Here is a 23,257-nt window from a genome sequence, read left to right as displayed (position 1 = left end):
CGTGAAAAGCTGAACCGCTCTAGATTCGGTCGGGTCTCGGCGCTGCCGTGCTGCCGCGCACGATCAGCGTGACGCCGATCATCTCTCGCTCGGCCGGTACGGCATCGTGAAGAACGGCCTGCACCGCGCGTTCCGCGATCTCGGCAAAGGGCTGGGCCATCGTCGTCAGGCCCGGCTCCACCATGCCGCCTTCCGGCACGCCATCGAAGCCGATGACGGAGACGTCCTGCGGCACTGAAAGGCCCCGTGCCCGCAGCCAATTGATCGCCAGAAGCGCGATATTGTCGGACATGGCAAGGATCGCCGTCGGCGGTTCCTTCGCAGAAAACAGGTACTCAAGCCCGGCTTCGACGCTTGGCTTGTCGTTGAGCGTCTCAAAGATCGGCACGTTTTCGCGCCCAATTCCGAAGGCTTCGAGTGCCTGCCAATAGCCGAGTGCGCGATCGCGCGAGGTGGAATACATCGCCCGCCCGATCCCGCCGATGCTGACCGGCCCGACATGATCGTCCGAAAGCTCGGTCGCGAGCACGCCGAAACGCCTGTGGCCGAGTTCCGCCAGATGCCGGGCCGCAACGGCCGCACCACCAAGATTGTCGACGCTGATCGAGGGGATCGACGCATCTTCGTCATTCAGGGCGAGAGCAACGAAAGGCAATTGCCGCTCGCGCGTCAACTGAACCAGCTTTTCGCCGCCTTCCACGCAGAGCAGAATGAAGCCATCGACCAACGCGCTCTTGATGTTCCAGTCGAGCTTGTGCCGATCCTTGGCCGAGACCAGGGCGAGACCTGTGCCGCTGGCATCGCAGACCTGGGACACAGCGGCCAGGAGCGCCCTGGCCCAGGGATCGTTGAAGAAATAGGAAAGCGGCTCGACGACGGCGACGCCGATGGCATTGACCTTTCCGGCCCGCAGCAGCCGGCCCGTCAGGCTCGGCCCGGCATAGCCAAGCCGCTTGGCCGTCTCGAGCACATGCTCGCGTACCTCTTCGCGCACCACTTCGGGCCGACTGAAAACATTGGAGGCGGTTCCCTGCGATACGCCTGCCGCCTTGGCGACATCCGCCAGCCTTATGGTGCCTTTGGCCAATGAAATCCTCCATATGTTTCCGGTGGATACTAGCAATGAAGTTGTATCGGTTCAATTCTTCTTGACAGTCGGGTTTTGAGGCGTACGATTGAACCGATTCAATAAAACAATGCGCAACTGGATTGAATCGATTCAAAAAAGAAAGGTGAACCAATGCTGACCAATTATATCTTCAAGGATCTCTATGATGAACGATGGGGTGATCCCTGCAATCCGAATGCCGTCGATCCGCCTTCAGAACATAAGGGCAGGGCAGACAAACAGAGTGTGATGGGGCGGATGGCGCAGTTTTTCCGCGGCCGGAAGCGACCATCGGCGTGGTCCTTCACGATTCCGAGCGAGACATCGGCCGCGGAGGGCGAAGCAGAGATCCAGCATCGCACCGGGTTAGAAGACCCGAAATTCCTGGCCATCGCCAAAGCCCTGTCGCGGAATTGCTAGAGCAATGCCATGAGTTGCTCCGACGGCGGCCTCAGAAGTTTTCCTTGTAAGGACGCAGATCGAGTTCCTGTGTCCAGGCAGAAGGATGCTGCCGGTGAATATGCCAGTAGCTCTCGGCAATGGCATCGATGTTCAGCAGCCCGTCGGCATCCACATCAGGCCGGCGCGAACGTAGCCGCTCGCCGTCTATGCCGCCATCGATGATGGTATGAGCGACATGCAGGCCGAGCGGTCCGAATTCCCGCGCCATGCTTTGGCTGATCATTCGAAGACCGGCTTTGGCAGCGGCGAACTGGGCGAAACCCGCCTTGCCGCGCAGGCTTGCGGAGGCGCCGGTGAAGATCACCGTTCCACGGCCAAGCGGCGCCAGATGCCGCGCCGCCTCGCGTCCTACCAGGAATCCGCCGAAGCAGCAGACACGCCAGAATTCCTCGAATTGCGCGGCGGTGACGGCGCGAAACGCAATCTGGCGATTGATGCCGGCGTTGAAGACGACGAAGTCAGGCGCGGCAATATCGTCTCGAGCGGTAAAGGCATGATCGAACAGCCGGATGACCGCAGCTTCATCCGTGGCGTCCGTTTCGATCGCCTCGGCACTGCCGCCGGACGCCTGGATGCCAGCCGCCACCTGATCGATCTTTGCCGCCGTCCGGCCGGCAATGACGACATGATAGCCCTTGTCCGCGAGAAGCCGGCAGAGCGCCGCCCCCAGCCCCTGTTCGGCTCCTACTCCGACGATGATAGCGCTCGGCGTGCTCATTCGGCGGCCTCCCTGGCATCCAGCGTCGGATAATCGGTGTAACCCTCGGCGCCGCCGCCGTAGAAGGTCTGGCGATGATAGGTATTGAGCGGGGCACCGAGACGAATGCGCTCCGGCAGGTCGGGATTGGCGATGAAGAGACGACCGAAGGCGATGGCATCGGCATGGCCGGCGGCAAGTGCTGCCTCGGCAGTGTTCGGCCGGAAATTGCCCGCGGCGATCAGCGTGCCGGACCAGGCAGGCCGGAAGAGTTCCGCAGCCGAGGGCACATTCTTGTGGTCGACTTCGGCTTGGCCGGCACCACTGGCGCGCGGCTCGATCAGATGCAGATAGGCGAGGTTGAGGCGGTCCAGTTCGCGAATGACATGGCCGTAGAGGCGCAATGGATCGTCCTCGCCGCTGTCATTGGCGATGCCGAAGGGCGAAAGGCGCACACCGACGCGATCCGAACCCCAAACTTCGGAAACCGCCTCGACCACCTCAAGCAGCAGCCGCGTACGATTCTCGATCGAGCCGCCATATTGGTCAGTGCGCTGGTTGGTGCGGGCCTGCAGGAACTGTTCGATCAGATAGCCATTGGCGCCATGAATCTCGACGCCGTCAAAGCCCGCCTGCTTGGCATTGGCGGCAGCCTGGGCGTAGACGTCGATCAAAAGCGGCATCAGGTCGATATCGATCGCCTGCGGCGTCTCGAAGGGAACGCGCTCGAAGGAAGCGGTAAACGCATCACCCTTGGCGGCAATGGCTGAAGGAGCGATCGGCACCGCTCCGCCCGGCTGGTGTGAGGAATGGGAGATGCGGCCGACATGCCAGAGCTGCAGGAAGATCTTGCCGCCCTTGCAATGAACCGCATCCGTCACGGCCCTCCAGCCGGCGATTTGTTCGGCCGTGTGGATGCCCGGCGTTGCCGGCATGCCCTGACCGGCACTGGAAATCTGCGACCCTTCGGAAATGATGAGCCCGCCCTCGCTGGCGCGCTGGGCGTAATATTCGGCATTCAATGCCGAAGGCACATTGCCCGGCTGGCTCGCCCGCATGCGGGTCAGCGGCGCCATGACGACGCGATGCGCAAATTCATACGGGCCAATGGAAAGAGGCGAAAACAAAGTGGCTGTCATAAAATTCTCCTGCCTGGAGCCAAATTGCTCCCCGGGGCGGAAGGGCCTGTCAGCGGCGATTCGGTCTCGGGAGTTCGAATAAGATGATGATCATCATTTATCCGAACGATCGGACCTGCGCAACTGAATCTGCCGTCAGACTGAAATCGTTGCAAGAAAGCCGAGCAGGGCGGCGTTGAACTGAGCCGGATGCTGCAAGGGGGCAAAATGGCTGACGCCGGGCAGAAGGATCAGCTTCGCGCCTGGAATGTGCCGCACGAGATAATCGGCATGTTCGCGCTTGATGAACTCGTCATGCTCGCTTTGCACGATGGCGACGGGCACGTCGATCTCGGCGAGATCGGCAATGGTATAGTTCGGCTCGGTCCGCTGCATCAGGCCAACCGCTTCGACGAAAGCATCGAACTCGCTGGGTGTGGCTGAGAGAGCGGCATAATCCTTCATATGGCGGGTGAAGCAGCGCTCTATGATAGGCGTCGCCACGAATTCCTTGGTACCGCTCGGGTCCATGTTGCAGGCAAAGAAGAAGACACCGGAAACGCGTTCCGGATGGGTTTTTCCAAGCACCATGCCGATACAGGCGCCGTCGCTCCATCCGGCGATCGCGGCCTTGTCGATCTTCAGCCTGTCCATGACGGCGAGAACGTCTGTGGCCATGAGCTCGTAGGTATAAGGCCGCTCGTCGCGTGTGCTGCGGCCATGGCCGCGGCTGTCGATGACGATAAGCTGATGGCCAGCGTCGATGAGCGCGGGCACTTGATAGCCCCAATTGCCGCTGTTTCCGAGCCCGCCATGCAGGAGGATTACCGGTGAGCCTTTGCCATAGGACGCATACCAGATACGCGCGCCATCATGATCGACATGGCCTTCCGCCTCGGTGTGCGGCAAGGGAGCGGCCCCTTCGGCTTCGAAGCGGTGAAGCTCGTCGTCGTGAAATTCCATACCGACCTCCCATTGCGCCGTCTCTCCCCGACAGCCACGTGGCGAGACTAGTCGATCCCAACGCGTCTTTTCAACAGGCTACGGTCATATCGTTGCCAGATGCTCGAAAAGATCGCGGGCCGGCGACGGAAGCTCTTCGAGGGAGCGTGCGCAGAGCGAAAGCCGGCGCGTCGCCCATGGGTCGGTGAGGCGGAGGGCTGCAATTTTCGCGGATCGGCTGCAGCGACGCGCCGCCGTTTCGGGCACGATGCCGAGGCCGATGCCCTGGCCGGCCATGTGGCAGATGGCTTCAAACGTCCGCATCCGTACCCGCATTTTCAACCGGCTGCCGAGTCGGGCCGCCTGCGCGTCGATGTGATCCTGCAGCGCTCCGCCGGCAAGTCCGACGAAATGCTCATGCAGGATCTCCGTGAAAGCGATCTGCTTTGCCGCTGCCAGCGCATGATCGCTAGATATCACCACCACCAGGCGGTCGATCGCGAAGGGTCGCAATGTCAGGCCGGAGGTATCGGCCGCGTCCGACAGGATACCGATCTCGGCCAGCCCGGCCGAAACGGCCCGGGCGATCTCGATGCTCTGGCGCTCCTTGAGATCGATGTCCGTTCGCGGGTTTCTGGCCATCCATTCGGCAAGGCGCGGCGGCAGGTATTCGACAATCGCCGCGGTGTTGGCGAGAAGCCGGACGGTTGCGCGCAGGCCGCTTGCGTGCTCGCCAAGCTCGCCGCGCATTTGCGTGAGCTGCCGCTGGATCAACCGGGCATGATGGGCCAATGCCTCACCGGCGGGCGTCGGACTCACGCCGCGTCGCCCGCGCTCCAGAAGCCGTACGCCGCCATTTGCCTCCATGTCACGCAGCCGCTCGCTGGCGGCCGGCAGCGAAAGCCCGACATCGGCCGCTCCATGCGTGATGCTGCCGGCATCGACGACGGCGAGGAAAAGGCGAAGGTCGGTCAGATCGAAGCGCATGACGTGCAGATTACCGCATGTCCAGTCTTCGGAATAGCCGAAGGCTGGCTTCGCATCATCCGCATTGTGCCGGCCCTCGCGTCTGGTAGTGAAAGGGCATGATGGATCATTCGATATGGCTTCTCGCGGCGATCTTCGCGACCTTCTTCATCGCCGGCATGGTCAAGGGCGTCACCGGCATGGGGCTGCCGACCGTGGCAATGGGCGTGCTGGGCGCACTGATCTCGCCGCTAACGGCAGCGAGCCTCCTGATCGTGCCCTCCTTCGTCACCAATGTCTGGCAGCTTCTGGCCGGTCCGAGCTTCGGTGCGCTTGCGCGTCGTTTCTCTCTGCTGGTCAGCGCCATCATCGTCGGAACCTTCGCCGGCTCATATCTGCTCGCCGCTGGCGATACGCATATGACCTCGGCAGCACTGGGAGCGGCCCTCCTTCTTTATGCTGGTTACGCCTTGCTTGCCCGCCAGCTTCGTGTTCCGCAGACACTGGAGCCGCTGCTATCGCCGGTCATCGGCATGGTCACAGGCCTCTTGACGGGCGCGACCGGCGTTTTCGTCGTGCCGGCGGTGCCCTATCTGCAGGCGCTCGGGCTGGAAAAGGAAGATCTGATCCAGGCGCTCGGCCTTTCCTTCACCATCTCCACGGTGGCGCTGGCCGGTGCGCTCGCCTGGCATGGCGCTTTCCGCATCGACAATCTCGCACTCTCTGCCCTTGCGATCGTGCCGGCGCTCGCTGGCATGTGGGCCGGCCAGGTCATCCGCAATCGCGTCAGCCCGGCGGCCTTCCGCCGCGGGTTTCTGGTCTGCCTTCTGGTGCTTGGCGCCGAGATGATCGTCAAAGCCGCTTTTTGAGGCGGTCTCACATTGCTGGGTTGCCCTGCAGGTACCCATATGCTTCCGAGTTTGTTTCAAGGTGAGGCCTGACCGATCGATGGAAAGAGAGCAGCAAGAGATTTCCGATGACCGTCCGCCGGCCGATGTCCTGCTTGTTGTCGACGTGCAGAATGCTTTCGTGGAGGGGCCGAGTGCGGTTCCCGGCCATGCCACCTTGAAAGCGATGATCGAACTCCTGCTGGATAAGGCGCGGTCGGCATGGGCGCCGGTGATTTTCCTGCAGAACGATGGTCCGCCCGGTGCACTGGATGAGCCGTTTCAACCGGGGTGGAAACTCCATTTTCCGCCGCTATCTGGCGAGGTGGTCATCAGGAAAACGGAGGATGATGGCTTCGATGGCACCGATCTTGACGCTATTCTGACCGCTTTCGGCGCGAAGCATCTGGTGATCTGCGGCGTGCTCTCGGACATGTGCGTTGCCGCAACGGCGCGGGCGGCGCTTGAGCGCGGTTATGGTGTGCTGCTGCCGCATGATGCGCACGCCACTTATGATGTTCCCGCCGGGCCTGGCTCGCAGGGCGTGCCTGCAGCCATGGCGGCAAGGGCAGCCGAATGGTCGCTCGGCGACGAGATTAGGATTTGCGCTTCGGCACGCGAGGTTCGTTTCAAACAGCGGGCTTAGCCGCAGCCCTGCTTCATCACAACAGGCCACCCTTGAATGTCGGATCGAATCGTAATAATTGAAGTTACATGAAACGCGATAGCCGACTTTCTTCCGTTCTCCATGCCTTGCTCCACATGGCCGAGCAGGATGGACCATTGACCTCCGAAGCCCTGGCGCAATGCATGCACACCAATCCTGTCGTCGTGCGTCGTACCATGGGGCTATTGCGCGAGGTGGGCATTGTCCATTCCGCCAAGGGGCACACTGGCGGCTGGACGATTGCGGCCGATCTCAAAAGCGTCACGCTGCGCCAGTTGCATGAGGCACTCGGCGAACCGGCCGTCTTTGCCATCGGCAATCGCAACGAAACGCCGGAATGTCTGGTCGAGCAATCGGTCAATTCCGTCCTCGATGATGCTTTTGCCGAAGCCGAGGCCTTGCTCCTCCAGCGCTTTGAAAACGTCACACTTGCCGATCTCGCCGCCGAATTTGCGCGGCGTCACACGCAATGGCGCTCAGAAAGGGCTTTGTCATGACCTATGACGTCATCGTCATTGGGGGCAGTTACGCGGGAATGGCGGCCGCCCTCCAGCTTCTTCGTGCCCGCCGCAAGGTGCTTGTCATCGATGCAGGCAAGCGCCGCAATCGTTTTGCCCGGGAATCCCACGGCTTTCTCGGCCAGGATGGCGTCGACCCCGCCGAGATCGCCCGCAAGGCGCGCGAGCAGCTTTTCACCTATCCGACGCTGACCTGGATCGAAGGGACTGCCGAGAAGGCCGAGGGAGAGAAAGATGGCTTCGTCGTCACCACGCTAGACGGCGCGCGCCATGATGGCCGGCGCCTGCTTTTCGCAACCGGCGTCTCCGATGCCTTGCCCGAGATCGAGGGACTTGGCGAGCGTTGGGGCAAAAGCGTCTTCCATTGCCCCTATTGCCATGGCTACGAGCTCGATCAAGGCCGCATCGGTTGCATCGCCACCGGCTCGATGTCGCTACATCAGGCGCAGTTGCTGCCGGAATGGGGAGACGTGACGTTCTTCCTCAACGGCAGCTTTGTCCCCGATGAGGTGCAGCGCGCCGATCTCGCCGCTCGTGGCGTGACGATCGAGGAAACGCCGGTCGCAAGGCTGGACGGAGAGGCCGACGTGCGGCTCAGCGATGGACGCCTGCTGCCGTTTGCCGGGCTCTTCACTGCGTCGCGTGTGTCGCCTTCAAGCACGATTGCGGAGCGGCTTGGCTGCGCGTTGGAGGAAACGCCTTTCGGGATACAGATCCAGACAGACGCCATGAAGGAAACGACCGTGCCGGGCGCCTTTGCCTGCGGCGATGCCGCTCGCATCCCGCATTCGGTGTCGCTTGCCGTCGGCGACGGCGCCTGGGCAGGTGCGCAATTGCACCGGTCGCTGGTGTTCTAAGCTTCGGTTCGAAGGACTATTCGTCTGCCGAACACCGGCGTTCTTATCCTATTCCGCTTCCGGCACCTTCAAGATAATTGTTTCGTCTGGGCCGATGGATCTGCCGTCCTGCGCCCGGATATCGAGCTGCACCGGCTGACCCGTCGCCCGGTCCACCAGCAGCGAATGCTCTTCCGCCGGCGCGAAGAGATGGCGCTCGCCGAACTTCCGCAATGCCACCATGACGGGGAAGAGATCCTTTCCCATCGCCGTCAGCCGATATTCCATGCGCGAGCCGCCTTCGCTTGTTGGCACAAGCTCCAGGATGCCGCTCGCGACAAGCGTGCGCAGGCGCTCCGTGAGAATATTCTTGGCAATCCCCAGGCTCTTTTGAAATTCGCCGAAGCGCGTCAGCCCATCGAAGGCATCGCGCACGATCAGGAGCGACCACCAGTCACCAATCACGTCGAGCGAACGCGCGCTCGGGCAATAATCGCCTTTCAGGCTTTTCCGCGCCACCATTGGCTCAGCCTTTCCGGTCTTTTGTTCGCAAGAATGGTTGCATGATTAAACCAATAATGTTACTCGATCGTTGGTTTCATTATTAAACCGAAGAATCGGGAGTTTTGCAATGACGATCGATCAGGACGCGCCGCCGGCCGGCGGCGCGAAGGACGTTCTGCGCCCTCACTCATCACGAAAGGGTTGGTTCAAGGGCGCCGAATACTCCGGAGAGGCCAATTCGCCTTTGACGCGAGCGACGATTTTCCTGTTTGCCGTCGCGAGCGGCCTCGCTGTCGCCAATGCCTATTTTGCCCATCCGCTTCTCGATGTCATGGCTGATGATCTGAAGCTGTCGCGCACGGCTGCCGGCCTCATCGTCGGCGCAACACAGCTCGGCTATGGGCTCGGCCTGATCTTGCTGGTGCCGCTCGGCGACCTTGTCGACCGGCGCAAGCTCATCATCGTGCAATTGCTGCTGAGCGTGGCGGCCCTCATCAGCGTCGGCTTCTCGTCCAATGCGGCGATGCTGCTCGCCTCCATGGCCGCCGTCGGCTTTCTGGCAGTCGTGACACAGGCGCTGGTCGCCTATGCGGCGAGCCTCGCGCATCCTACCGAGCGCGGCCATATCGTCGGCATGGTCACAAGCGGCATCGTCCTCGGCATCCTGTTGGCGCGCAGCGTTGCCGGCACGCTGACCGATTTCTCCGGCTGGCGGACCGTCTACATCGTCTCCGCCGTGCTAACATTGGTAATCACGCTTCTCCTCTGGCGCGTGCTGCCGAGGCAAGAGAAGCCGAGGCGCGGACTTTCCTATGTCGGCCTCATCCGCTCGTTGGGCACTCTGCTGATTGAAGAACCGGTCCTGCGCATCCGCGCCGTGATCGCCATGCTGATCTTCGCCAATATCACCACGCTGCTCGCCCCTCTGGTGCTGCCGCTGACCGCGCCGCCTTACTCGCTGTCTCACACCGAGGTCGGCCTGTTCGGCCTGGCCGGAGCGGCGGGCGCGCTCGGCGCCGTCAGGGCAGGGCGCTGGGCCGACCGCGGCCATGGCCAGCGCACGACGGGCATAGCGCTCGCGCTGATGCTCGTTGCCTGGCTACCGATTTCGATGCTGGATCGTTCGATCCTCTGGCTCATTCTCGGTGTCCTCGTCATCGATTTCGGCCTGCAGGCGGTGCACGTCACCAATCAGGGCATGATCTATCGTGTGAGGCCGGACGCGCAGAACAGGCTGACCGCCGCCTATATGGTCTTCTACTCCATCGGCAGCGCAGCGGGATCATCGACAGCGACGATCATCTATGCCCATGCCGGCTGGCCGGGCGTGTGCCTCTCCGGCATTGCGATTAGTCTCGCAACGCTGCTTTTCTGGGCGCTGACATTGCGGGCAACGCCCAAGGTGGCGACCCAGAGCGTCGGCTAGCTTTCCAGCGCTTAGGCTTGCTTGATCAGAATCCTCGGCAACTGTTCTTCCAATAACGAGAGCATCGCACGAATCCGCGGCGGAATCGGTCTTATCGCCGGATAGAGCGCATTGAGATCGAAGCCCGGCACGGTAAAGCCGGGCAGCAGACAGATCAGTCTGCCATCGGCGAGATCCTCGGTGCAGACCGGCTCCTGCAGCACGCCGATACCGGCGCCATCCAGCAGCAGGCGGTGCAGCGGCCGCCAATGGCTGGTGCTCAAGGTGATATCGACGGCGGCAAGTTCGGTCTGTCCGTTCGGATCGATCAACGGAAGCCGGCCGTTGTTGAACAGGCCGGAGACCCGCAGGAAGGGGTGGTCGGCAAGCTCATCGGGCGTCGTCGGCGTCCCATGCTCATCGAGATAGGCGGGTGAAGCCACCAGCACGCGGCCGACATGGCCGAGCTTGCGGGCAATGAAGCTGCCCTCACCGAGATCCCCCAGGCGCAGCGAGATGTCGACGCCCTCCGTCACGGGATCGACGATCCTGTCGTTGAGGATCAGGTCGATTTTGAGCAGCGGATGACGCTTGCGCATCTGCAGCAGGATCGGCGGAAGGATGATCTCGCCGACACCATGCGGCGCGGCGATCTTGAGCGTGCCGCGCAGTGACTGATCGCCATCCACGACTGTCAGGGCATCGTCGGCACTGTCAAGCACCTGCTTGCTGCGCTCATAAAAGGTGGCACCGACATCGGTGACGGAAAGCTTGCGGGTGTTTCTAAGCAGCAGCCGCGCGCCGAGATATTGCTCCAGCCGATCAATCCGCTCGCTGACGGCAGGCTGCCCCATGCCGAGATCGCGGGCGGCGGCCGACATACTGCCTCGTTCCACCACCCTGACATAGACGCGCATCGCCACCAACAGATCCATGAAGGCCAATATATCGGCTCGGCCGATAAATGTAAGTGGATGATGCCATCTAGCCGGTGGATGTTCGATCGCCGAAAACGATGCGTGTTTCCGCACGCAATCGCAAATCACAGGTCATGCTTATGAGCGACATCAGGCTTTATATGTTTCAATCGGGCACGCAGCGCTGCAAGGCCCACGACATCAGGATGAACCAGGGCGGCGCCGATTACGAAATTCCGGTTCCCTGGTTTCTGCTGACGCATCCGAAGGGCAATGTCATCATCGATGGAGGGCTGGCGGGCGAGGGTTTAGGCGATCCGCGTGGCTATTGGGGCGATGCGGTCGACAGCTATCAGCCCATCATGATCGAAGAGCAAGGATGCGTTGCGCAGCTGGCGAAGCTCGGCATATCCGGTGAAGATATCCGCTTCGTCGTGCTTTCTCATCTGCATTCCGACCATAGCGGCGCGATCGGCCGTTTCCCGAACGCGACCCACATCGTCCAGCGCCGCGAATATGAATATGCCTTTGCGCCGGACTGGTTCGCCGCCGGCGCCTATGTTCGTCGTGATTTCGATCGTCCCTGCTTGAAATGGCACTTCCTGGAGGGTGCCGCCACCGATGGCTACGATCTCTATGGTGACGGCGTGCTGCGGATGATCTTCACGCCGGGCCATAGCGTCGGCCACCAATCCTTCCTGGTACGGCTCCCGAAGACGGGGTCAATATTACTGACCGTCGATGCCGCCTACACGCTCGATCACTGGAACGAAAAGGCTCTTCCTGGCTTCATGGCTTCCGCCGTCGACACGGTGCGATCCGTTGGCAAGCTTCGCACGCTTGCCGAACAGACCGATGCGATGGTGGTGACGGGGCATGATCCCGAAGCATGGCCTCGGTTCAAGCAGGCCCCGGCCTATTACGATTGAAGGCGTATCCAGTCGATCAGCCCCGGCCGCCTGATGGCGCTTGTTTCGTATCGAAGAACTGTGCCCGATGTTGGCGAACCCATTCCTCAATGCCTGTCGGCTTGAAATCCTCAAGGCCGGCTTGCGGCTTGAACGGCGCGGCCAGCATCGCATCCGCCTCTTCCCGATGCGATGCGAAGAAGCGGAATTTCGAGGCGACACGGCGTCCCGTTCCCGGTCCCATTGCCGCATCGACATCCCGCTCGAACTCGTCGAGCGACTGTTGGCGATAGGTGATGAGGCGACCGAGTCCAGCACCGATCCGCGAGACGAGTTCGTTTCCATCAACGCTTTCCGGCCCGGCAATGCGATGATCGCCGGAGGTGATGCCACGTTCCAGAAGGGTAATGGCGGCCCGGGCGCAATCATCGACCGAGGTCCAGGCGATACGCTGGGCTTTGGCAATCGGCGGCGCGAAGATCCCTTTGCCAACAATGTCTTTGCGCGCTGATGGCTTCAGGAGATTATCGAGATACATGGTCGGGCGGACGATTGCGAAGGGCAGGCCTGACGCGCGGACCACATCTTCGAGCATTGCGTTGGCAACAAAGCTTGGCTCCTGGCAAGGTGCCGGGCGGCTGGCGCTGGCGAGCTTGAGGACAAGGGATTTCAGGCCTTGGTCGAGAGAAGCGGATGTCGCATTATCCGCCTGGATGCGCATGTCGCCTTGTGATCCGATCGGAATCTGCAGCACGGCGTGGGTAATGCCGGTGCTGGCGGCGCGAAGCGAAGCCGCATCGCGAAGATCCCCCTCGACAAGCTCGACGCCGAGCGCCGAGAGTGCGGAGGCGCGTCTTCGGTCTCGCACAAGTGCGCGGACCTTGAAGCCGCGCCGAAGTGCTGCGTGAACGGCTGCGCTGCCTTGGACGCCGGCGGCGAGATAGACAAGGATGGGCTGGGACTGATCGATAGTGGACATGGTACGGCTCCTTCGAACATGGTCTGCTGAGGGAGCATCGTCTAATGGCTACCGTGCAGACCCGAAACGCGCACGAGGCGCAGGGACTGTCGGGGTATCCGCGCAAGCGCGGAACAGAGCTTCTCCATGAAGGGAGAAGGGCCTGGGCCTACCGAGACCAAGCCAGCCATTTTCGACGACGGGAATTTAGGACGCCTTCCTCGCCGCCGTCAATCGAAAGATGAGCGAGTGACGGTTGGTTGCGCCAAGCATATCCTTATGGTCGGGGCAGCAGCGATCTGATCCGCTCGGCATCGTCAGGCGTTGCCGGATTGTAGACGATCATGCTGAGATCCGTCCGGCCGTCGACCGAAAAGGCCGAATACTCGAATGCCAGTGGGCCGAGGATGGGATGGCGTATATGTTTGACGGCTTCGGTATGGGTGCCAGGAACGTCGTTTTCGCGCCACATGGCCCTGAATTCCGGGCTGATGCGGCAAAGTTCCGCCACGAAAGGCTCGATTTCACTCGATGCGCCTGCGCGCGCCGCATCGACACGGAATGCGCCCAGCGCGAAACGGGCGACGCTTTCCCAATCATATTGCACGGCGCGCGCACGCGGATCGAGAAAGATATAGCGCAAAATGTTGCGTTCTTCCGGTGGCAGCGATCCGTAATCGATCAGCATCACGGGTGCTGCCCGGTTCCAGGCGATGACGTCCCAGGTGGCGGTCCGGATAATGGCGGGGCTCGGCTCCAGCGCATCGAGCACGCGCTGCAGCCGCGGCGTAACGCCATCATTTTTGCGGTAACGCGCTTCTGGCGGACGCCCAAGGCCAAGCAGGAACAGGTGCTCGCGCTCCACTTCCGTCAGCATCAGCGCGCGGGCGATCCGGTCCAGTACGTCGGCGGAAGGCGCGCCGCCGCGGCCCTGTTCCAGCCATGTGTACCAGGTCGGGCTGATATTGGCGCGCTGCGCCACTTCCTCGCGCCGAAGTCCGGGCGTGCGCCGCCGTTCGCCGGCAAATCCCAGGGCGGATGGGTCGAGTTTTGCGCGGCGGTCCCTCAGATAGGTCCCGAGTATGTTTTCGGTTTCGATGAGATCGGTCATCCTGTTAGTGTCTTTACTATGATAAGGTCACTACTTTACCAGAATAAACGATAGGCACAGATTTGTCTCCGACGAAATAAGGAGACAGTGCATATGCGTATATTCGTTACCGGTGCGACCGGAAATGTCGGATCGCATGTCGTCAGGGAATTGATCGGTGCGGGCCATCAGGTGCTCGGCCTTTCGCGTTCGAAGGAAAAGGCGGTCGCGCTCGCTGCTGCCGGCGCCGAAGTTCTTCACGGCACGATCGAGGATGCGGAAATCCTGAAAAGCGGCGCCTCGCAATCCGACGGCGTTATCCACCTCGCCTTCAACCATGACTTCACGAGATTCGTCCAGAATTGCGAGGATGACCGCCGGGTCATCGCAACGCTGGCCTCGGCACTTGCCGGTTCCGCCCGCCCGCTGGTCATTACGTCGGGCACGCCGATCGCCAACACGGTGCCGGGCGAGCCGGCCAGAGAGGATAACCCGATTGCCGGTTCCGACATGCATCCGCGGGCAGCCTCCGAAGAAGCGGGAATCCTGGCAAGCGAGATCGGGGTCAATGTCTCGGTCGTCCGGCTGCCCCAGGTGCATGATCCGGTCAGCCAGGGCCTTATTACGCCCTTGATCCAGATATTCCGGGAAAAGGGTGTCTGCGCCTATGTGGGAGACGGGCTCAGCCGCTGGCCGGCGGCGCATTTTTCCGATGTCGGCCGTCTTTACCGCCTCGTCGTCGAGCGCGCCGAACCGAATGCCAAATATCACGCGGCCGCCGAGGAAGGCGTGCCCATGCGCGATATCGTCGAGACGATCGGGCGGCGCCTGAACCTCCCGGTCAAATCCATCGCCAGGGAAGAGGCGCAGGATTATTTCGGCTGGCTCGCCATGTTCGCCGGCCGCGACATGCCGGCCTCCAGCGCCAAGACCCGGCAGAAGCTGGGTTGGGAACCCAGCGGCCCGACGCTGCTTCAGGATCTTGCAGAGCTGCAGGTCTCCGCCGCGTGATGCCGGCGCCATCGGCCACGATCCGCGGGATGGTCGATGGTCCGACGGACCATGTATTCGAAGACCCGGCCGACCCTTCGGCCGGGTTTCGTCTTTCAGGCTGCGATCCAGAAAGCTTCAAAGTCAGACATACGGCGTCCCGGCAAGAGCGGCGTCGACACCGGCAAAGCCGCGCTCCATGACGCCAAGCAGAGCGGCTTGAGGATCTCCTTTTTCCCGAAAGACGCGCAGCGCCTCGCCATAGGCGGTCACCAGCGTCGCCATCAGCATTGCGCCTGCAAGATGTGCATCCGCATCGGAGCGCGGCCGGCCCGCCGCGTCGGAGAGCATTCCCGAGAGATCGTCAGCAAGCGTCACCTGCAGCCCGCGTGCATATGCCGTCAGCGTCGGGCTCTCCGCCACCATGCGCCAGAACTGGATGGGTCGTTCCGTGATCCTGAACAGGGGATGCTGCGTTTCCTCTAGGTCCCGCATCAGCGCCTGGAACGCGCGGACTGGTGGCTCTCGGCCGCGATCGGCGAGCGCTTGCCGGACCAACTCCCGTATTTCGTCTTCACGATCGAAGACCAGATCCTCCTTGCGGCGGAAGTAGTTGAACACCGTCTTCCTAGCGACCTCCGCTTCGTCGGCGATATCGGCGACGGAAACTTTGTCGAAGCCATGTTCGACAAACAGGCGTGTCGCGACGTTGGAGATCGCTTGACGCGTCATCTCCTTCTTACGATCCCGGAGTTTGATTTGGTTTGACATGACGATATTTATACCATAAGTAAATTTATACCGAGTGTAAAAATTGCATTGCAATCACGAAATCGGTGAAATTGGCACAGGTTTTATGACTGTTTCCGTGACTGGAAACGTCGCCACCCGAATGGGGTGGACGTTTTTCAGCGACTCGCGCCGGCTGAGATGGGCCGAAGCCGGAATGTCTGACGCCCTTGCGGCGCTGTTCGCCTGAGGAGTTCTGCCTTGATTTATGATGTTCTGATTGCCGGCGGCGGACCCGTCGGCTTGTTTCTCGCCTGCGAGCTGCGTCTCGCCGGTCTCTCCGTATCGGTGTTGGAGCAGGCCGAGGATCCGCGCTCGCCCTTGAAGCGCCTTCCCTTCGGCATGCGCGGCCTTTCCTCGCCAACCATCGAAGCCTTCTATCGTCGTGGTCTGCTGGATGATGTTGCCGCGCCCAAACCTGCCAAAGACGGCTCGGGCGATCGCGCTTCATCGGCCGCACACTGGATGCACCAGTCGCGCCGCCCAGGCGGCCATTTTGCCGGCATCCAGTTCTTTTACGACAATATCGACACGTCCAAGTGGCTCTATCGTCTGCCAAGCCCGGCCGGCACCAGCTTGATGGTCGAGATGGAAAGCTTCGAAGCTGTCCTTGCGGCGCGTGCGGAGGCCATGGGCGCCGAGATCAGGCGCGGCTTCGGTGTCGAGAGCTTCGAGCAGTCGGATGAAGCTGTTGTCGTTCGCGCCGGAGACGAGACCTTTCGCGGGCGCTGGCTCGTTGGCTGTGACGGCGGCCGCAGCACTGTCCGCAAGGCCGGTGGCTTCGAGTTCGTCGGCACCGATCCCGAATTCACCGGCTATTCCGCCGAAATTGAGATGGTGGACCCGGACAAGCTTCGTCCCGGCCGCCATTACACCGCAACAGGCATGTACACCTATGCGCCTCCCGGGACGATCACGATGGTCGACTTCGATGGCGGCGCTTTCCACCGGACCCAGCCGATCACGCTCGACCATGTGCAGGCAGTGCTGCGGCGCATCTCCGTCACCGACGTCACTCTAACGGCGCTCAAGCTTGCCACCACATGGACGGACCGCGCCTATCAGGCGACCAGCTATCGCAGAGGGCGCATTTTGCTTGCCGGCGACGCCGCGCACATCCATTCCCCCTTGGGCGGCCAAGGGCTCAACCTTGGACTTGGCGATGCGATGAATCTGGCATGGAAGCTTGCCGCCACCATCCATGGTGACGCGCCTGACGGATTGCTCGATACCTATTCCAGCGAACGGCATCCTATTGGTGCGCAGGTGCTTGATTGGTCACGCGCGCAAGTCGCACTCATGCGGCCAAGCTCGAGCTCGCGTGCCCTCGAAGCCATTATCCGCGATCTGATCGAGACGCGCGACGGCGCCACCTATTTCGCCGAGCGCGTCTGGGGCGTTTCTCTCCGCTATGAACTTGGCGGGAGCCATCCGCTCATCGGCCGCAGCGCTCCCGATTTTGAGCTCGCCGATGGGACAAAGCTCGGCAATCTCCTCGGGACGGGCAAGGGTCTGCTTCTGGATTTCAATGCTCGTGCTTCCCTTGAAGCGCTTGCAAGCCGCTGGAGCGACCGGATCACCTATATCGCCAGCGACGCCAGGGATCGGCTTGGCTTGAGCGCCTTGCTCGTGCGGCCCGATGGCGTCGTTGCCTGGATCTGCGAGGCAGAGCCTGACATGGATGCCGCGGCCGAAGCGGCGTTGCGATGGTTCGGCGAGCCCGGCAAGGAGCATGCACCTGGCTGAGAAGGGCGCCCAAGCATGTCGTGCTAAGATACGCAGCGGTTTTGAGTCCGGAATTTGCCTAAAGACAATGAGATAAAGAAACCCTGCCAATGGCTGGATACGCCTAAAGATGCAACTTCTTCCGGATGTCTGCGACGATCTCAGCCGGCTTTTGGGTTGCATCTATTGGAACTCCGAAGCGCGGGTCGCGATGAGCTTCAACGCATTCCCGGGAGCGTCGTAACTCAAACTCCGTGATACCTCTCTCTTCATTGTTCGCCCGCTCCGTGAGACGCCCCCGCACGACCTCCAGAGGCGCAACGAGACATAGCTGCTGCACCGGCGCCGTTGTGCTCAGCGCTTGCGTGAGGCCGTCGAGATAAGCAAGATTGGTGAACGCCATCGGCACAATCACGACAGGCGCATGTTTATGCTTACGCCGTGCCCCTTGGGCTATCATATGCCGCCAGATCGCAAGATCTTGGTAGTCCGGCGGCTGCTGGGTTAACCCGAGCATCCAGGCCGGGAGCCTGCGCAGAACAAATCCAACTCTCTCAGGGTCGTAAATGACCGCCGCGGAGATGCTGTGCTTCAGCAGGCCGGCTATTGTCGTTTTCCCGATCCCGAAAGAACCGTTGAGCAAGATGAACATGCTTTCAGCCTATCAGGTGTCGCGTGATGGCGGGCTGCATTGTCCCACTATAAAGAGGAAAAATGGCGGACCGTGAACGATGAAACGGAGAACTACATCTACGCTATAGCCCTCCAAAAGTAAGGCACGGACGGTCAGCTATTGTAAGGCAAGACTGCCAAACGGACGAGCGTGACCACGTTCTGCTTCTCGGCATGAACAGTGATCCGAAGGCAAGATGCGACGACGGGCAGCAGCGATCTTGCGGTACGCCTGAACTCGGTGGAAGCAAGCGGACTCCGCCGAGGGGCCGCATACTCCCGATCAATCAGGCCGCCGCAGCGCTATTGAGCTTCGGAATGACGGCGTCGATGAACGTGTCCATCGTTGCTTCACCCATATCCACGGCCTTGGCGCCTTCGCCATGGATAATCCTCACGTCGGTGATGCCGAGGACGTTGAGAATGGCCTTGAGGTATCGCGGGGCAAAATTGAGGTGGTGGATGGGCGAGGCCTCGCCATAGATGCCGCCGGACGCCAGCACTACGGTGGCTTTCTTGCCGATCAGCAGTCCCTTGCCGTCGAAGCCAAGCGTTACGCCCTTGCGCACGATGTGATCGATCCAGGCTTTGAGGCTGGCCGGGATATTGTAGTTGTAGACCGGCGTGGCGATGACAAGCTCGTCAGCTGCCAGCAATTCGGCAACCAACGCGTCCGAGAGACGCAGTTGCTCGGCCATGTCCGCGGTATGGGCATGCGGTGGCGTGAAATAGGCCGATAACCACGGCATGGTCACGTGCGGCAGCGCATCCACGGCCAGGTCGCGCCGCACGACTGCGCCATCCGGGTGCACCGTAAGCCAATTGGCGACAAGGCGTTTGGTCAGCTGACGGGAAATCGAAGCCTCGCCGCGCGCGCTGGTTTCGACAACAAGAAGGTTGGGCATGGCGTCCTCAAGGTTTGGGCTGAACAGCCGTGAACGATACGGAGGATAAATAGGGCTTTCCATCCAGCGGCGGGAGCGATAATAAATCGATTATCTCTATCGGCCAACGTGATGGATCATGATCGGCAGTCTCAGCCTCGACCAGTTGCGTATCCTGGTGACCATTGCTGATGCCGGCAGCTTTTCGGCGGCCGGGCGGCAATTGCGTCGCGCGCAATCGGCAATCAGCCAGTCGGTGGCGACATTGGAAGCCGCCCAGGGCGTCCAGCTCTTTGACCGCAGCTCCCATCGCCCCCGCCTGACTGAAACGGGCCGGGTTCTGGTCGATCAGGCCCGGCTGGTGCTTTCGAGTGCGGCACGCTTCGAAGCCGTCGCGACCGGGGCGCGAGGCGGAGTCGAGCCCGAGCTTGCCCTGGCCATAGATCCGCTGGTGCCCACCACCCCGCTCATCGAAAGCCTGCGCGCGTTACACCAGGCCTATCCGCATCTTGCCGTCAGCTTCTCGACCGAGGGCCTGGGCGGGGCGCTGCGTCGTTTGCGCAGCGGCGACGTCGCACTGGCCTTCTGTCTGCTGCTGCCGGTGGTGCCCGAGGACGTCGTGGCTTCGCCACTGCTGCGCGTGGCGCTGACGCCCGTGGTCAGCGCCGAACACCCATTGGCAGCGCTTGGCCGTCCGGCAACCCGCGACGACCTGGAGCGCCATATCCAGCTCGTCCTGTCCGATCCGGTCGATCGGGAAGCGAACAATTACGGCCTGGCCAGCGCCACGCGTTGGCGCTTTGTCGACCTCGGCCGCAGACTGGATTTCCTGCTGGCCGGCTTCGGCTGGTGCCGGATGCCTGAGCATCTGATTGCCGATCATCTCGCAGCCGGCGATCTGGTTCGGCTCGAGCTGGCCGAAGATGCCCGCGACCCGGCAGACGCCCTGACCATCTACGCCGCCCGCATGGCGGACCATGAACCTGGCCCGGCCGGCCGATGGCTCCTTGACGATCTGCAGGTCCGGCTGTCGCTCTGATCCGGCCAAACACTTGTCGTCAGTATTGCCTAATCCCTGAGAAATACCGGAAGAACCGCGATGAACACGGTCAAAGTCGGCTCTTCGGTATTAGTCGACTGTCGCCAACGTCCGAAATGAGGTCGGTTGCAGTCATTGCCAATCTCCAAGATATATCGGACCGTAGCATGGAATCGCCATTGTCAGCACTGCCCGTAGCGATGCGGTGATCGACGGCGAAATCGCGCCATAGAGGGCAATCAGCGCCTAGTTGTGAATTCATAAAGATTGCCAGAACTATCCCGAGGTGATTCAACGCTCTGAGAAGGAACTTTGGATGGGACGATATGATCTTAGCGAGATAGAGTGGCGGGTCATCGAACCGCTGCTGCCGAACCGGTATGGACCATACACAACCGTCCACAACCGCTATAACCGACGGGCGAAAGCCGGTGTTCGGCTGCGCATCTTCGAAGCACTGGCAGCGACCTCGCCGCATCGCAGCCCGCTTCGACAAACTCGCCAGAAACTTCCTGGCCGCCGTCCTCATCGCATCAACCAGATTGTGGCTCAGAGCTTATGAGCTCCAGAACCTAATGGCGCGCGGAGAGCAATGAATCGGAGAACTCCGTTTACGCTATAGCCCTACAAAATGACGCCTCAAATTTGGCCGGAACCTGCTGAAATCACAGAAGGCTTCCGGCCGTTTCCTTTCTATTCGTATGTTTCTCGGGATTTGGCCGGACTATAACGCTACCATAGGCGAATTGAACGGGCGGCTCGCCCGATCAAGTTTCTCAAGTCGTCTGTCCGCCGTCTACCGTCAGGATCGCACCGGTGATGTGTCTCGCCGAGGGACTTGCCAGAAAAGTCACTGCGGCGGCGATGTCTTCCGGTGAGCCATAGCGGCCAAGCGGGCTCAGACTGCGCTGAAAGTCGGAAAACTCGCCATTGGCGGGGTTCATGTCTGTGTCGGTCGACCCTGGCTGGACCAGATTGACCGTGACATCGCGTGGTCCGAGTTCCTGGGCGAGGCCGCGCGTGAACGAGTGTAGAGCAGATTTGGTCATAAAGTAGAACGTGCCGGGATGTCCGACGATGCGCTCGGCGCCGGCAGAACCAATAGTGACAATGCGTCCGCCTGCGGTGAGGTGCGGAATGGCGGCCTGCGCTGCGAGCACAGGTCCACACACGTTGACGTCGAGCATCGCATCGATCATCTCCACGCTGATTTCGGCAGTCGACGCGTAAAGCGCGATGGCGGCATTGTTGACGAGAATGTTGAGGCCACCAAGCGCCTCGGCCGCCTCATTGACAGAGCGCTTGACCGCCGCCGGATCAGCGCTGTCCGCTTGGATGGCAACAGCCTTGCGTCCCTTACCCTCGATCGCCCGAACGACCCCAGCTGCACGATCGGCGGACCTCTCATAGGTGACTGCCACATCCGCGCCCTTTTCCGCGAGGGCGGTTGCGATCGCAGCGCCAATGCCACGTGACCCACCCGTCACGAGCGCGCGCTTTCCCGATAGTTCCATCATCGTCATAACCTTTCTGTAGTGTTCGATATAGAATTGTTAAAGTTATTGCGGTGAAGGGTCAATGAGTTTATGTAGTGATCGATGCAAAATTCTGACTTGAAGTCCGATGTCACCCCTACCACTACGCCCGCGCGTGGGCGGCCGCGCGCGTTCGATCGGGCCGCAGCGCTGGAGCAGGCAACCTGCCTGTTCTGGACCAAGGGTTTCGAAGCGACATCTATCGCCGATTTGACGCACGCAATGGGTATCGGTGCGCCCAGCCTCTACGCCGCCTTCCAGTCGAAGGAAGCGCTTTATGCCGAGGCGCTGCGCCACTATGTCGAGACCAATGAGGGATACGTTTGGGCCGGGTTTCACTCGGCTACAACCGCGCGCGATGCCGTCCGGTCCTTCCTCATGGATTCAGCCGCGGCGCTGACCGGCTGTGTCGCGGATATCCCCCGCGGTTGCATGGTGACGCTCTCGTCGGTCGGCAGCGAAGGTCACGTGGAGTTGGGCGAGTTGGTCCGCTCCGCGCGCGCCGTCACGCTCGAACGGCTATTGACCCGCCTCGACCAAGCGGTGGCCGAGGGCGAAATCCCAGCCTCAACCGACCTCCATGCACTCGCCCGCTTCGTCCAGACCGTTCAGAACGGCATGTCGATCCTGGCTCGCGACGGCGCAAGCCGCGCCGAGCTGGAAGCAGTGGCGGATGTCGCCATGGCGGGATGGGACGTCCGGACCGTCCGAGTACGGGAATGATGACGATTGATGTAGCTCTAGTGCGGTTAATGGCGGACAGGGAGGGATTCGAACCCTCGGTACGCTTTCACGTACACACGCGTTCCAGGCGTGCGCCTTAAACCACTCGGCCACCTGTCCTTTGGCGTTTCGCACCCGGTCAGGAAGCAAATCGTCGGAACGGCCGCGATATATACCGATGAATTCCTGGCAATCAACCCGAATCTGACAGATTTTTGACTTGTTGGCGCAAAACTCTGCATCTCCTCCCCATTGCGCTTATTTTGCACGCAACTTATCTAATGAAATAGATGAGGCGGCATAAGACCGGTCGGCCCGCGAAGGCTGAACATAGTGAGTATCGGGAGGAGTTTATGCGTTTCCTGTTGCGTTTTGCCAGCCTTGTCGCGCTGGTGGTGGCTGTGATCGCCGGCACCATCGATTCCATTCAGTCCGTTGCGGCTTCCGCCGTGGTCATGACCCCGATGGGCGATGCGTGGAACGATGTCAGCCCGTCGTCGCTCGCAAGCCTCCGCTCGATGATTGCCTATTATGTTCATCCCCGTTTCTATGACATGGCGATGCAATGGCTGCTGTTTCAGCCGGCCTTCGCCGTCTTCCTGGTGATTTCCCTGTTGCTGTGGATGGTCGCCTACAAGCGCCAGCCTGCAGCCGGCCGCTTCAGCGCGTGAGGGGTTCGGCGCGTGACTTTCGGCCTGTGCCATTCAGGGAATTGAATGGCGTCGGAAGGAATTGGCGGTGGCTCCATCGCAATGCGGCGAGCTGCAGAACTGGCGGTTGCGGAGAGCTGAGCGGCAGCTGTTCTGACCAATAAAATTGCAGTTTTGGCCCGAAATTGTTTAAAAAACGGGTCGTTTGGATGGGTTTTCACCAATTCCCACAAATCTTTACCAACTGAAAAATTTCTCGTGAATTTT

Annotated in this window: 25 protein-coding genes and 1 tRNA gene; 12 read left to right on the top strand and 14 right to left on the bottom strand. The window is 61.2% G+C overall.

What is annotated here, in order from left to right; all coding sequences use genetic code 11:
- Positions 1 to 19 precede the first annotated feature (19 nt).
- Positions 20 to 1,087 carry a LacI family DNA-binding transcriptional regulator gene (locus JJQ51_RS30545; RefSeq protein WP_269245678.1) on the bottom strand — a complete coding sequence of 356 codons (1,068 nt, stop codon included), beginning with the start codon at positions 1,085 to 1,087 and terminating at the stop codon, positions 20 to 22.
- Positions 1,088 to 1,240: 153 nt separating this feature from the next.
- Between JJQ51_RS30545 and JJQ51_RS30540 the strand changes: the two genes are divergently transcribed.
- The gene (locus JJQ51_RS30540; protein ID WP_269245677.1) at positions 1,241 to 1,528 is read left to right on the top strand and encodes a hypothetical protein; all 288 of its coding nucleotides are present in this window, start codon (positions 1,241 to 1,243) and stop codon (positions 1,526 to 1,528) included.
- 31 nt (positions 1,529 to 1,559) lie between these two features.
- Here the strand turns inward: JJQ51_RS30540 and JJQ51_RS30535 are convergent, their stop codons facing one another.
- The 4 genes from JJQ51_RS30535 to JJQ51_RS30520 form a co-directional block, all read right to left on the bottom strand.
- Entirely contained in the window at positions 1,560 to 2,288 is a 729-nt protein-coding gene (locus tag JJQ51_RS30535) for an SDR family NAD(P)-dependent oxidoreductase (protein ID WP_269245676.1), read from the bottom strand.
- On the bottom strand, positions 2,285 to 3,406 hold the full coding sequence (locus JJQ51_RS30530) for an alkene reductase (protein ID WP_269245675.1): 1,122 nt from the start codon (positions 3,404 to 3,406) through the stop codon (positions 2,285 to 2,287). The genes JJQ51_RS30535 and JJQ51_RS30530 overlap by 4 nt, the downstream gene beginning before the upstream one ends.
- 135 nt (positions 3,407 to 3,541) lie before the next feature.
- Positions 3,542 to 4,348 carry an alpha/beta fold hydrolase gene (locus tag JJQ51_RS30525; RefSeq protein WP_269245674.1) on the bottom strand — a complete coding sequence of 269 codons (807 nt, stop codon included), beginning with the start codon at positions 4,346 to 4,348 and terminating at the stop codon, positions 3,542 to 3,544.
- An 84-nt stretch (positions 4,349 to 4,432) separates the two neighbouring features.
- Positions 4,433 to 5,314, bottom strand: a complete 882-nt coding sequence (locus JJQ51_RS30520; RefSeq protein ID WP_269245673.1) for a LysR family transcriptional regulator — start codon at positions 5,312 to 5,314, stop codon at positions 4,433 to 4,435.
- Between the two features lie 98 nt (positions 5,315 to 5,412).
- Between JJQ51_RS30520 and JJQ51_RS30515 the strand changes: the two genes are divergently transcribed.
- From JJQ51_RS30515 to JJQ51_RS30500, 4 genes are all read left to right on the top strand, one after another.
- Entirely contained in the window at positions 5,413 to 6,162 is a 750-nt protein-coding gene (locus JJQ51_RS30515; RefSeq protein ID WP_269245672.1) for a sulfite exporter TauE/SafE family protein, read from the top strand.
- Between the two features lie 79 nt (positions 6,163 to 6,241).
- Positions 6,242 to 6,826, top strand: a complete 585-nt coding sequence (locus JJQ51_RS30510; RefSeq protein WP_269245671.1) for an isochorismatase family protein — start codon at positions 6,242 to 6,244, stop codon at positions 6,824 to 6,826.
- A 68-nt stretch (positions 6,827 to 6,894) separates the two neighbouring features.
- The gene (locus tag JJQ51_RS30505; RefSeq protein ID WP_113330608.1) at positions 6,895 to 7,344 is read left to right on the top strand and encodes an RrF2 family transcriptional regulator; all 450 of its coding nucleotides are present in this window, start codon (positions 6,895 to 6,897) and stop codon (positions 7,342 to 7,344) included.
- Entirely contained in the window at positions 7,341 to 8,222 is an 882-nt protein-coding gene (locus JJQ51_RS30500) for an NAD(P)/FAD-dependent oxidoreductase (protein WP_269245704.1), read from the top strand. The genes JJQ51_RS30505 and JJQ51_RS30500 overlap by 4 nt, the downstream gene beginning before the upstream one ends.
- Before the next feature lie 48 nt (positions 8,223 to 8,270).
- Here the strand turns inward: JJQ51_RS30500 and JJQ51_RS30495 are convergent, their stop codons facing one another.
- Complete coding sequence (locus JJQ51_RS30495; protein ID WP_145323320.1) at positions 8,271 to 8,723, bottom strand: winged helix-turn-helix transcriptional regulator; 453 nt, start codon at positions 8,721 to 8,723, stop codon at positions 8,271 to 8,273.
- 109 nt (positions 8,724 to 8,832) lie between these two features.
- Here JJQ51_RS30495 and JJQ51_RS30490 point away from each other — a divergent pair, with 109 nt between their 5' ends.
- Positions 8,833 to 10,131, top strand: a complete 1,299-nt coding sequence (locus tag JJQ51_RS30490; protein ID WP_269245670.1) for an MFS transporter — start codon at positions 8,833 to 8,835, stop codon at positions 10,129 to 10,131.
- Between the two features lie 11 nt (positions 10,132 to 10,142).
- On the opposite strand, the gene JJQ51_RS30485 is transcribed toward JJQ51_RS30490, so the two are convergent.
- The gene (locus JJQ51_RS30485; RefSeq protein ID WP_269245669.1) at positions 10,143 to 11,045 is read right to left on the bottom strand and encodes a LysR family transcriptional regulator; all 903 of its coding nucleotides are present in this window, start codon (positions 11,043 to 11,045) and stop codon (positions 10,143 to 10,145) included.
- Positions 11,046 to 11,167: 122 nt separating this feature from the next.
- Between JJQ51_RS30485 and attM the strand changes: the two genes are divergently transcribed.
- Positions 11,168 to 11,956, top strand: a complete 789-nt coding sequence (attM, locus tag JJQ51_RS30480) for an AttM family quorum-quenching N-acyl homoserine lactonase (RefSeq protein ID WP_269245668.1) — start codon at positions 11,168 to 11,170, stop codon at positions 11,954 to 11,956.
- Positions 11,957 to 11,972: 16 nt separating this feature from the next.
- Here attM and JJQ51_RS30475 read toward each other — a convergent pair whose 3' ends face one another.
- Both JJQ51_RS30475 and JJQ51_RS30470 read right to left on the bottom strand, forming a co-directional pair.
- Positions 11,973 to 12,914 (bottom strand): SDR family oxidoreductase, encoded by a 942-nt coding sequence (locus tag JJQ51_RS30475; RefSeq protein WP_269245667.1) that lies wholly within the window; start codon positions 12,912 to 12,914, stop codon positions 11,973 to 11,975.
- 256 nt (positions 12,915 to 13,170) lie between these two features.
- Complete coding sequence (locus tag JJQ51_RS30470) at positions 13,171 to 14,004, bottom strand: helix-turn-helix transcriptional regulator (RefSeq protein ID WP_269245666.1); 834 nt, start codon at positions 14,002 to 14,004, stop codon at positions 13,171 to 13,173.
- A 93-nt stretch (positions 14,005 to 14,097) separates the two neighbouring features.
- Here JJQ51_RS30470 and JJQ51_RS30465 point away from each other — a divergent pair, with 93 nt between their 5' ends.
- Positions 14,098 to 14,994, top strand: coding sequence for an SDR family oxidoreductase (locus JJQ51_RS30465; RefSeq protein WP_269245665.1), 897 nt, complete (start codon positions 14,098 to 14,100; stop codon positions 14,992 to 14,994).
- A 123-nt stretch (positions 14,995 to 15,117) separates the two neighbouring features.
- Here JJQ51_RS30465 and JJQ51_RS30460 read toward each other — a convergent pair whose 3' ends face one another.
- Complete coding sequence (locus JJQ51_RS30460; RefSeq protein ID WP_269245664.1) at positions 15,118 to 15,705, bottom strand: TetR/AcrR family transcriptional regulator; 588 nt, start codon at positions 15,703 to 15,705, stop codon at positions 15,118 to 15,120.
- 258 nt (positions 15,706 to 15,963) lie between these two features.
- On the opposite strand from JJQ51_RS30460, the gene JJQ51_RS30455 reads away from it, so the two are divergent.
- Positions 15,964 to 17,508 (top strand): FAD-dependent monooxygenase, encoded by a 1,545-nt coding sequence (locus tag JJQ51_RS30455; protein WP_269245663.1) that lies wholly within the window; start codon positions 15,964 to 15,966, stop codon positions 17,506 to 17,508.
- A 103-nt stretch (positions 17,509 to 17,611) separates the two neighbouring features.
- On the opposite strand, the gene JJQ51_RS30450 is transcribed toward JJQ51_RS30455, so the two are convergent.
- Together JJQ51_RS30450 and JJQ51_RS30445 are read right to left on the bottom strand one after the other, a co-directional pair.
- Positions 17,612 to 18,139, bottom strand: coding sequence for a hypothetical protein (locus JJQ51_RS30450; protein WP_269245662.1), 528 nt, complete (start codon positions 18,137 to 18,139; stop codon positions 17,612 to 17,614).
- A 307-nt stretch (positions 18,140 to 18,446) separates the two neighbouring features.
- The gene (locus tag JJQ51_RS30445; protein WP_113330617.1) at positions 18,447 to 19,064 is read right to left on the bottom strand and encodes an FMN-dependent NADH-azoreductase; all 618 of its coding nucleotides are present in this window, start codon (positions 19,062 to 19,064) and stop codon (positions 18,447 to 18,449) included.
- 118 nt (positions 19,065 to 19,182) lie between these two features.
- Here JJQ51_RS30445 and JJQ51_RS30440 point away from each other — a divergent pair, with 118 nt between their 5' ends.
- Positions 19,183 to 20,082 (top strand): LysR family transcriptional regulator, encoded by a 900-nt coding sequence (locus JJQ51_RS30440; RefSeq protein ID WP_269245661.1) that lies wholly within the window; start codon positions 19,183 to 19,185, stop codon positions 20,080 to 20,082.
- A gap of 776 nt (positions 20,083 to 20,858) precedes the next feature.
- Here the strand turns inward: JJQ51_RS30440 and JJQ51_RS30435 are convergent.
- The gene (locus JJQ51_RS30435) at positions 20,859 to 21,599 is read right to left on the bottom strand and encodes an SDR family NAD(P)-dependent oxidoreductase (protein ID WP_269245660.1); all 741 of its coding nucleotides are present in this window, start codon (positions 21,597 to 21,599) and stop codon (positions 20,859 to 20,861) included.
- 81 nt (positions 21,600 to 21,680) lie between these two features.
- Here JJQ51_RS30435 and JJQ51_RS30430 point away from each other — a divergent pair, with 81 nt between their 5' ends.
- The gene (locus JJQ51_RS30430) at positions 21,681 to 22,340 is read left to right on the top strand and encodes a TetR/AcrR family transcriptional regulator (protein ID WP_183812519.1); all 660 of its coding nucleotides are present in this window, start codon (positions 21,681 to 21,683) and stop codon (positions 22,338 to 22,340) included.
- A gap of 30 nt (positions 22,341 to 22,370) precedes the next feature.
- Here JJQ51_RS30430 and JJQ51_RS30425 read toward each other — a convergent pair.
- Positions 22,371 to 22,460 (bottom strand) — tRNA-Ser (locus JJQ51_RS30425).
- A gap of 233 nt (positions 22,461 to 22,693) precedes the next feature.
- Here JJQ51_RS30425 and JJQ51_RS30420 point away from each other — a divergent pair.
- On the top strand, positions 22,694 to 23,011 hold the full coding sequence (locus JJQ51_RS30420) for a hypothetical protein (protein WP_069610959.1): 318 nt from the start codon (positions 22,694 to 22,696) through the stop codon (positions 23,009 to 23,011).
- Positions 23,012 to 23,257: the final 246 nt, after the last annotated feature.

The organism is Rhizobium sp. AG207R (assembly GCF_027109195.1).
GTDB lineage: Bacteria > Pseudomonadota > Alphaproteobacteria > Rhizobiales > Rhizobiaceae > Rhizobium > Rhizobium dioscoreae.
Note: the sequence above shows the minus strand (reverse complement) of the source record. Positions and strands in the feature narration are given on the sequence as shown.